The following is a 9,227-nucleotide window of genomic DNA, read 5'->3' as shown; positions in this document are numbered from 1 at the left end:
CTGCTATATAATTAAGTATACCCGATTTTTTCTCTGCACCGTCTATAGCAGTTTTGAAGACTTGGAATGATTGGATATCATTGAATTGCTGGTCTGTGCATTTATTTGTATTGTCCTGCCGACTACATATCAGATTAACTGAAACTCCGCCGTTTTCCTGAAAAGAGTCCTGGTTCTTCTCGTTACACCCAAGGATCATAATAAGAGTTAGCAACAAGAAGGTAAGTAAATACTTTTTCACAATAATCACCTCCATAAAACCTCTAATCTGTATACGATAAATGGAATTAAAAGGTTGCTAATGGTTTTTTGAGTTATTCAACTATCCTCCCGTTAGTTAATAAATCGTGCATTACCGGGGATCACGGGGATGTATAGAAGTTCTTGTCCTAATACGGCTATGTATAGAAGTTCTTGTCTTGAGCTCGCGACAAGAACTTCTATACATAAATCAAAAAAGCCGCAATTTTTGCGGCTATCGTTGTATATATGTTCTTGTCGTCCGACATTCATTCATGGTAGATTTTTAATTCCAATGATACTTATATTATGAACTGACCCAACTAGTTCATCATCCGAAATGTCCCATTTATTATCTAGATATTCTGAGGGCACCTCATATTTTCTTAAATAGAATTTAGCCGAGCCTGGTTCTATCTTATTTAGATATTTCTGTTCATTAATAACCTGCACTTTTACGAAAGCTCGATTCAGTTCAGAGGTAGCTTCAAGCTCGCAAGCTAACCCTACCCCAGTCAACAGATTGTTAATTTGACTAAAATTAAAGACTTGCACCTCACAATTCCTCCGTTTCTGCAATGCAGGTTTTTTGGTTCTTTTTACAAAAATATATTTTAACACATATTGGAAGTGTCCTGCCCTTTAGCTTAATAAAAATGGAGCAGCTGCGGATCGCAAACTGCTCTATGGTACATTGTACTAAAGTTCTCCGTTAGTTCAGCTCTGTAACCAACAATCTCTTCACCCCGAAATTCATCCTGATGAGTGTATCCAAAGTCACTTTGACGTTATGAATTAAGAATTCTTCGAACCATTCACCCGTCATCTTATATTTCTCCTGCTGGTCAAACCATTTGCCAAATGCTTTTCCTGTCGGCTCCAACATACGATGAAGTGCAGGAATGACGACAAACAATCCGCCTTCGCAATCTATCAAGCTGATAAGTGAATTCTCTGTTATAGTGACATCTTTCCCGGTAATGTCGATGTAAACCTCATAATAGAAATCCTCTTCCGACGAACCTCCGTTGTTATGTGCTCGAATCCGCATATTAGATTGATCAATGCCTTGCGATAATACCCAACCAAACATGACATCAAATGCTTCTTTCTTCACTTGGTGCCATTTCCTTCCCTTTCTGCCGACGGCCTTGTAATAAGCTGCCCGGTAAGGTTGAAGTTCAATAATCTCTTTTGTTTCTGTTATGATTGGTTCGATTGGAATGTAGATATCCATTTCGTGCTTTTCAGGCGGTATACCGAGACTGGTTGCACAACGCATATCATAGTGTTCCATGATCGGACCGGAAGTAGTTTGATACGACGAACTTGGAAACCATTCTTTGAAAATGTAGTCATATGTTCGTCCTATAGACTCCCCGACTGGGCCAATAGCAGTGAATCTCGCATATTTCGTTTTTGAGATGAGCCGTACTGTTGCACCTGGCGGCACATGGTCTACACTTGTAACTTCGATCCCGATAAAATAGGTGTATCCGCTTTCGTCTCGATCTAATGACAAGGCATAGTCGATTTCTTTTTCTGGCTCTACGCGTAAATGTGCGATATTGCCGAAAGTTTGCTGCCACTCATCGAAATACTTCTTCCACAGATCAGGAGGAGGTACACAATCTTCAAATCGGCATTCTATGCCAATTAACTTCATATCTGGTTTTGTCACAATCGCTGTATGAGGTTTGGTTTTCAACATTGCTACAGCTCCATTTCGCTGCTGTGCGAGATTGACAGCGTGGAATGTAGGCAAAAGAAACCTTCTCCTCCGATAGTTTTCCGGTGTTATTCCATACATGCGTTTGAAAGCTCTTCCGAATACGTCATGAGATTCGAAACCGTAATCATATGCGATGTCAGCTATTTTATCTTTACTTTGGCTTAGTTGTTCGGCAGCAAGATGTAGCTTGCGACCTCGCACATATGACATGACGGTGGAGCCGATGTATGCTTCAAACACGCGCAAAAAATGTGACTAGAGAAGCCGGCCAGCGCTACAAGTGACTCACACGTAATGTCTTCCTGCACATGCATCTCAATATAATTAAGTACGGATTGAATTCTTTGCTCATAATTCATGGATGTGCACCTCCATGGCATTGATTGTAGCATGGAGAACTATAGATCTCTCGATGTTTTTTCTCGTATTGGCGAAGAATCACGACTATTGCGTTATCCTCCCTTTAGCTTAATGAAAAAAGTGAGCGTGGCCGCGGCGGACTGCTCACTTTATGATGTTGATCTATCGTTCCCAGATAGCTCAACGACAAAAAGCAGCCGGACCGGCTGCGGTTGAGTAAATAATTAGTTTTGCCCCATGGCCCTTACTTTTTTACCACCTCTATGACCATAAACCCTGAATCGTACTTATGACGAAAAGAAATTAGATAATTATCAAATTTCTTTTCTATTTCATTATCAATAACTTGATGTACTTTTGCAGTGACCTCCAATTCAGAGATTCCATGCTCATTTTGTCTCATTGTGGATACCTGAAATGGATCAATCGAGTATAGATGTTCTTTTCCAGGCTCTAAATAGTGTTTTTCTTGGAGCGCCCATAAAACCTTTCTTTGCAATTCAGTCGTTAGCATACGCTCCAATTGTTCTTCCCTTGTTTTAGGGAAAGTCCACAAAGCGACCCATTCAATTGAGTCTTTTTCCTTAGCCTTGTATTCATCTGGTTGAGCAGTAATTATTGGCTCATTGATAAGTATAATCCAAAAGAAAAAGAGTAGACCGTAAATCAATTTTCGTATCATGTCATCACCTCATCCATAAACTCCCACAGTATACAGGGTTTTATGCGTGTTGTTGTTAAACTGCCCGTTACTTTAAAAGATCCTGGTAATTTGGAGGAAAGTCTTTCTTATCTGGTCCTTTAACATGTTCAAAACTTTTAAGTTCAACTCCATCTGCTGAGATTCGATATGTAAAAACATCTTCACCAACAGAAATATGGGGTCCAACTGTTGGATGTACATCAAGAGTAATCAAAAAATCAAAACCACGGAAGCCATTTACCCTTCTGGTATCCTTGACATCAACAAAATAAGGATAAATATCAGGTGAGCCTGGTGCTGTAAATACATCCGAATACACAACAGCAAGTCTTTCTCTCATATGAGGAAGCAACTGCAATACAAGCATATCTTGCAATTGCAATTCTCTTGAGTCCTTAAGAGGCTTTTCATCAGATGCATTACATAATTGCGATCCAACCGTTGATAATAGGATTACAAAGCAAATTATTACTCTCAAGAAACATGCCCTCCCTTACCTTAATCCAACAAACATTAAATAATCTGTCCAGAATGGAGAGGTGTATGCGTTAGCGTAATCTGCCCKTTAGTTTAATGAAAAAAGTGAGCAGGGCCRCGRCGGACTGCTCACTTTATGTTGTTGAACTATCGTTCCCAGTTAGTGTAACGTATATAGCCGAAATGTACATGAACAAGTTATTATCGGGAGTTATTATCACTTTCAAATACTCTAAATGACATACCTGTCTGCTTACTCCTTCGTTTAAAAATGATAAATAGTCGTAAATTAGGTAAGGTACCTCGTATTTAGTGCTCAACTCCTTCTACTTTAGGCATCACGATCATCTCCCCGTTGCTCAGCAACACATTTCTGTGGTCGGTATCGAACCGGATAGATCCTTCTTTTTCGGGAGCGGTATCGTATTTTTGCCATTCGCCCGTTTGCCAATTTGCGTGATCCAGTTCCGCTACCCAAAGCGTGGAAGAAATATCCGGTACCAGATGGGTCCATATGACGATTGCGGTTAGGTCATCGGATATTTTAATATCCAGAAACATCGTTTCGTAAAACGTTTCCTCAAGCAGTTCGTGCAAAACGCCATCCTCCGTTAATGCCGCAACGATAATCGGAGCCCCCAAACCGTTGTCGGAGTTCACTATGTGTCTGGGATCGAGCCTCAACACTTTCGTTATTTTATTGTTTTCATATAGAGTTTGAAAGAGCTTGCCTGAATCGACTACTGCTCCCGTTTTACCATTAAACATGAGGAAATTCGGCGATTCGGTTGCAAGAGCTTCCTGCACAAAAACATTTTGGCCTGACCAGGAGTACGGGCCGATCTCTTCCATTCTATTGCTGGTTTCAAGCTCGATCACAGCATTCTCCTTGTTATCTCGTAAATGGAGCAAAGCCAGTTTTGCTGGACTTGTTATAATGGACGTATCGGAAAACTGGTAAATTAGGGTATTTCCAGTTGGAGCAAGGACAGCTCCTCTTTTTTCGATAGCGGGATCTCCGATCTCAATGGCTTCCCCAAGCGTGTCTACGTAATAAAGCTTGCCAAAGGCTTCATAAACGGCCCCGCTGTCGATTTCACCGAGATATATCGCTTTGCTTACATCAAAGACTGAACTGTTGATTTGTTCAGAAGTGTCCGGTTCACGGGTCGGGAGAGATGGTGTTTCTTGGTGTTGTTCCAGCGAGGCAGACGTTGGGGAATCGGTATCCACATTGTGAGAATCGGTGAATGATTGATAGAAATAAAACAACAATGCCGCTCCCAGCAGCAGGGGCACCAGTAAGATCACTTTTTTCATCCAAAGTCCTCCTACATTAAAATTGCTATTTTCCCAATTTAATGTTTGCATCTCAACTTTCGAAGATCAAAAACCGGCTTAACTGCTTATTGAAACTAGCTGTGTGCTAAAATAAATATAGATCATATAAAGATTAAAGCCATACCTTCTGCAAGCCATCACGTTAATTCCCAAGTCTAAATTCACCAATTACAGTTTTGCCATCAGATTTATACAAAGGAATTGATATATAGTCCACATGTTCTATGGATTCCATATAGGCTATTGCTTCTTCAGGCGAAGACACCTGTGGATCTAGATCGGAAGATTTTACGTATCCAATAACTCCATTTTTCCCCTCAGCTTTAATTAATTCAGGTTCTTGTTCTGTTCCAGCAGGGAATGGTCCATTACTAGGTTTGTCCTTGTTCGTTAACAGCGTAATTAAGAGCATCTCCTGAGGCCTTCAGAAGGTAGTCATTCTCTGAAACTGTATTTCCGTGCTTATTTGGATAAAAATATAGAGCGATTCCTGTTACAAAAACCAGCCCCGATAAAACTACGATATAAGATTTTTTTCTATTTTCATAATTCCACACCCTTTTCTTTTGGAATCGATTTATCAAACACTCCATTATTTATACGATTCAGATATTGCATTTGTTGCATTATCCTGTCCTTTACTTCAACGAGCAACGGCAACCGATCGTGTGGCCGGCTGCCGTCATGTCGTGGTGCTATCGTCCCAACGAGTAGGCATCCAATCGTGGCTTCCGTCGTGGTTTTATCAACTATCGAACTCCCAAACAGACATTGCCTGGAGTAGGCTGCTCGTCTTCACATCGCCATGTAAATAAGAACCTCCGCCGATGATAAAATTCCCTTTATCGTTTCCATCGAGGCTTATTTCGCCTGACTTCGTCGTTTGTTCTCCATCCCAGATATAGACATTGAAACTAAGTTCATTGACCTCATGCACGCTGCTTTCATCCACGATTGCGGAATCCCAGCTAAACCCTGTAATCTCGTATCCAAGCTTCTCCCACTCCTGCAGATTCCTTATAAAATTGCTTTCGCTATAGGCATAAAACTGCTCATACGACATATCCTTGTACTGGTTATACCAATCGTTTCGTTCCTTCAGCCACTCCTCGATGTCCGATTCTGGGATCCGGGTCGTTTCGTTCGTATAATAATACTTTCCGTCCTCCAGCTTCTCGTAAGTAAAGTCCTCCTTACGGAGCCCTTTGGCTACGCCAGGCAAACTTCTCTGCAAGTCTTCCTCATAATAAAATCTCACGTTCACGAAAGAGAAAGCTTTCTCATAATCTCTGTCCTCCAGTGCATGAAGAAAGCGGACAGCGTTATAGTGATCGTAAAGATTCGTGTACGAAATGCCTTCGCCCCGATACTGATTCACGCCTAGCCAAAAAAACGGTACGAGCAGCAGCAAAGCTGCCACGCTAAGGGTCCATCTTCGCTTAATTCGTTTTAACACTCTCTTCGCAGCGAGATCGCGATTCCTAAGGGTGGGCTGATTAGGTTGGAGTAGGCTGCCCTCCACCATCTCACTGGTCATCGCCGCATGCTTCTCTCTACACGCCGGGCATTCCGTCAAGTGCTCTTCGACGAGTTCCTTGCTCTCCTCCGAACACACCCCATCGATATAAAGCGGAAGCAAATCATACACCACGTTGCAAGGCTGTCTCATGCTTTCTCCTCCATTCCTTTTACAATTCGCTCCTTCGCCCGGTAAAACGTCATCTTCGCCCAGGATTCCGTCTTGCCGAACAAATTTGCAATGTCTTTGAACTTGAGCTCGCCGAACACCTTAAGAGTAAACACTTCCTTATAGGGCTCGGGCAGCGAATGCAGCACCTGATGGACCAACATCGCTTGCTCCCTAAGAAGTAGTGTTTGCGTCCATTCTTCGCCGTTCACACCCTCAAGCAAGTGCGTAGCAGCGGAAGCTTGCCTTTTTGCGAGCTTCTTTCGCTCGTTCAAATAAAGATTTTTGGCAATTTGGCACAGCCAGCTGTAGAGGGAGCTCTCCTCTCTGAAGCTATCGATATGGAGAAAAGCTCTATACAGCGTCTCCTGCGTTAACTCCTCCGCTATTTCCTCATTTTGCGTTAAGGACAACAAAAATCGGCGTACAGGTACAGCATATTCGTTATAAACATCCGAAAAATCGTTCAAAAGTTCTCCTCTCCCTCGCTCATGCCGAACCGCATATCTATTAGACAACGTTATTCCGAAATAGTCACAAAAACAGGAGCATGGACAATTCTTTTGTCCAACGCTCCGTGTAAGCAAGCAGCTCAAAAATCCGCTTGGGTTATATAACTAAATAGTACCATATATTTGAATTATCTTGCCCTTTAGCTTAATGAAAAAGGAGCAGCTGCCGAGTCTGAAAACTACTCCTGGATCGCTGAACTAATGTTCCCCGTTAGTTGAACGACATGACTTCAGTTTTAATCCTGTATATATATCTAAGTAGACCAGGCTGGGAGAATCGAGTAATCCATTCAGCATGAATAACATCCATATCTGCAAGCTCTAATGTGACTGTTTTATTGTTAAATACATCATTATCAATTTTGGTGATTAACTCAATAGTGGTATATGTTTCACCAGTGAATCTGTCCTCGTGTTTTTCTTTCTTATACTTGAGTATTTTAACTGTCTGATGATTAATTTTAATTGTGATGTGTTTCTTAATTTTTCTGTTAGGTCCCATTAAAGAAATTATGTTATCTCCTTATACCCGTTTACACTTTATCATAACATCCTATTGTACTACGTTAAACTGCCAGTCAGTTTAATGCCAACCAGCACCTTTATTATTGGGATATTCGAAAACATTCGGCTTAGGATGTAAGTTCTTGTCCATTTCGGTTAAGGATATAAGTTCTTGTCCTCGAGTTTGGACAAGAACTTATATCCTTAAAACAAAAAAACCGCGATTTACGCGGCTTCAAATGCATATATGTTCTTGTACTCTGACAAACATTTTCATATAAGTTGACAACGTATTGAGTTAAATGTTTTTCACTACAAAATAACTTCACTCTCCCATCACAATTGTTAAAAAATAAATTCATCACTGTTGTTAAATAAGAACGTTMCTGTAGAGTACGTTCTTATTTAACAAATATGTTCGACTGTTCACAGTTTGCGCAGATCACCGGCGATTTTAGCGGCAATCCTGGGTCCATGAAGACGGCCGTCATCGATGAAAACTTTATTTGTGATTCCTCCCGTAACCACGCCAGCTACATAGATATTCTTTATATTAGTTTCATAAGTTTCAGAATCAAATGTTGGGATCTGAGTTTCTGGATCAATACGGATACCTAAATCATTGATCATGGCAAGAGCCGGCTGATAACCGATTAACGAAAAAACAAACTCATTCTCAATTACAATCTCCCTGCCTGCGGTTGTAATCACCACCTGCTCATCTAAAATACGCGTAACTTCCGACTCGGGATAAAAGTCTATTCTGCCCTTCTCAAATAGATTACGAATATCGGTCAGCAAGGTTGGTTTAATGCCTTGCAGCACGGTAGCACCACGATGAACAAGTGTCACATCTGCACCATTGCGATACAAATCGATGACTGCTTCGATTGCTGAATTTTTACCTCCTGCCACCAATACGGACCGCCCAGCGTAGGAGTGTCCCTCGGTGTAATAATGCATGACCTTTGGAAGCTGCTCGCCTGGAACGTCCAATAATCGAGGATGATCAAAGATACCTGTGGCGATCACGATTCTCCGTGCCTCAAATATCTCTTCTTTGGCGAGGTGGTTCAACGACCGCACTAAGAAACCATCCTTCATACGCTCGATGCCAATTACTTCGCGGAAGGTTAATATGTTCATTTGCTGCCTTATTACGACCGATCTATAATACCGCATCACTTCATGGCGTGTGGGTCGATCCTCTTCAGATAGAAACGGAATATCTCCAATCTCTAATCGATCACTCGTACTGTAGAATCGCATATTTACCGGAAATGATTTGATCGAATTGACTATGGCTTGTTTCTCTAAAATCAAATAATCGATTCCCTGCTCCTGCAGTGCCAGTCCAACGGCAAGACCGCATGGTCCGCCGCCAATTACAATAACGTCTCTCATGTTAGTTGCTCCTATCTAATTAATAGCCAATAATGTAGCACGTTTTCATAATTTCAGTCAACAAATTATGTCACAAAAAATGACATCTGTTATCAAGTTTTACTTTGTTCGTGCTCCCTTCTACTCAATGATACTCGGATTCCAGTTTATTGACTTTTGTATTGGTAATTATATTTTATAGCTCTATCGAGTCATCCGATCTTTCGTTCCCTAAAGTTATAATGAATTAGATTATATTCATATATGGGAACGGGGTATTGTTATGAG

At 41.2% G+C, this 9,227-nt stretch carries 9 protein-coding genes; all 9 read right to left on the bottom strand.

Going from position 1 to position 9,227, the window contains the following annotated elements; all coding sequences use genetic code 11:
- Positions 1-241 (bottom strand): hypothetical protein (locus AB4Z33_RS29515; RefSeq protein ID WP_442053327.1); only part of this gene is annotated, 241 nt, incomplete at its 3' end.
- A gap of 711 nt (positions 242-952) precedes the next feature.
- On the bottom strand, positions 953-2,212 hold the full coding sequence (locus AB4Z33_RS29510; protein WP_442053328.1) for an effector binding domain-containing protein: 1,260 nt from the start codon (positions 2,210-2,212) through the stop codon (positions 953-955).
- Between the two features lie 364 nt (positions 2,213-2,576).
- Entirely contained in the window at positions 2,577-3,014 is a 438-nt protein-coding gene (locus AB4Z33_RS29505) for a hypothetical protein (protein WP_442053326.1), read from the bottom strand.
- Positions 3,015-3,081: 67 nt separating this feature from the next.
- Positions 3,082-3,513 carry a DUF3888 domain-containing protein gene (locus AB4Z33_RS29500; RefSeq protein WP_442053325.1) on the bottom strand — a complete coding sequence of 144 codons (432 nt, stop codon included), beginning with the start codon at positions 3,511-3,513 and terminating at the stop codon, positions 3,082-3,084.
- A gap of 308 nt (positions 3,514-3,821) precedes the next feature.
- Entirely contained in the window at positions 3,822-4,832 is a 1,011-nt protein-coding gene (locus AB4Z33_RS29495) for a hypothetical protein (RefSeq protein WP_442053324.1), read from the bottom strand.
- Positions 4,833-4,995: 163 nt separating this feature from the next.
- A complete protein-coding gene (locus AB4Z33_RS29490) occupies positions 4,996-5,265 on the bottom strand; it encodes a hypothetical protein (protein ID WP_442053323.1) in 270 nt (89 codons plus the stop codon).
- A 333-nt stretch (positions 5,266-5,598) separates the two neighbouring features.
- Positions 5,599-6,522 carry a zf-HC2 domain-containing protein gene (locus tag AB4Z33_RS29485; RefSeq protein WP_442053322.1) on the bottom strand — a complete coding sequence of 308 codons (924 nt, stop codon included), beginning with the start codon at positions 6,520-6,522 and terminating at the stop codon, positions 5,599-5,601.
- Positions 6,519-7,010: an RNA polymerase sigma factor gene (locus AB4Z33_RS29480; RefSeq protein ID WP_442053321.1), complete on the bottom strand. Its 492-nt coding sequence runs from the start codon at positions 7,008-7,010 to the stop codon at positions 6,519-6,521. Before AB4Z33_RS29480 ends, AB4Z33_RS29485 begins: the two co-directional genes overlap by 4 nt.
- 972 nt (positions 7,011-7,982) lie before the next feature.
- Positions 7,983-8,960: a YpdA family putative bacillithiol disulfide reductase gene (locus tag AB4Z33_RS29475; RefSeq protein ID WP_442053320.1), complete on the bottom strand. Its 978-nt coding sequence runs from the start codon at positions 8,958-8,960 to the stop codon at positions 7,983-7,985.
- Between the last annotated feature and the right edge of the window lie 267 nt (positions 8,961-9,227).

This window comes from Paenibacillus sp. 2TAB19 (genome assembly GCF_052115185.1).
GTDB lineage: Bacteria > Bacillota > Bacilli > Paenibacillales > Paenibacillaceae > Pristimantibacillus.
This window is presented reverse-complemented; position numbering and strand designations above follow the sequence as displayed.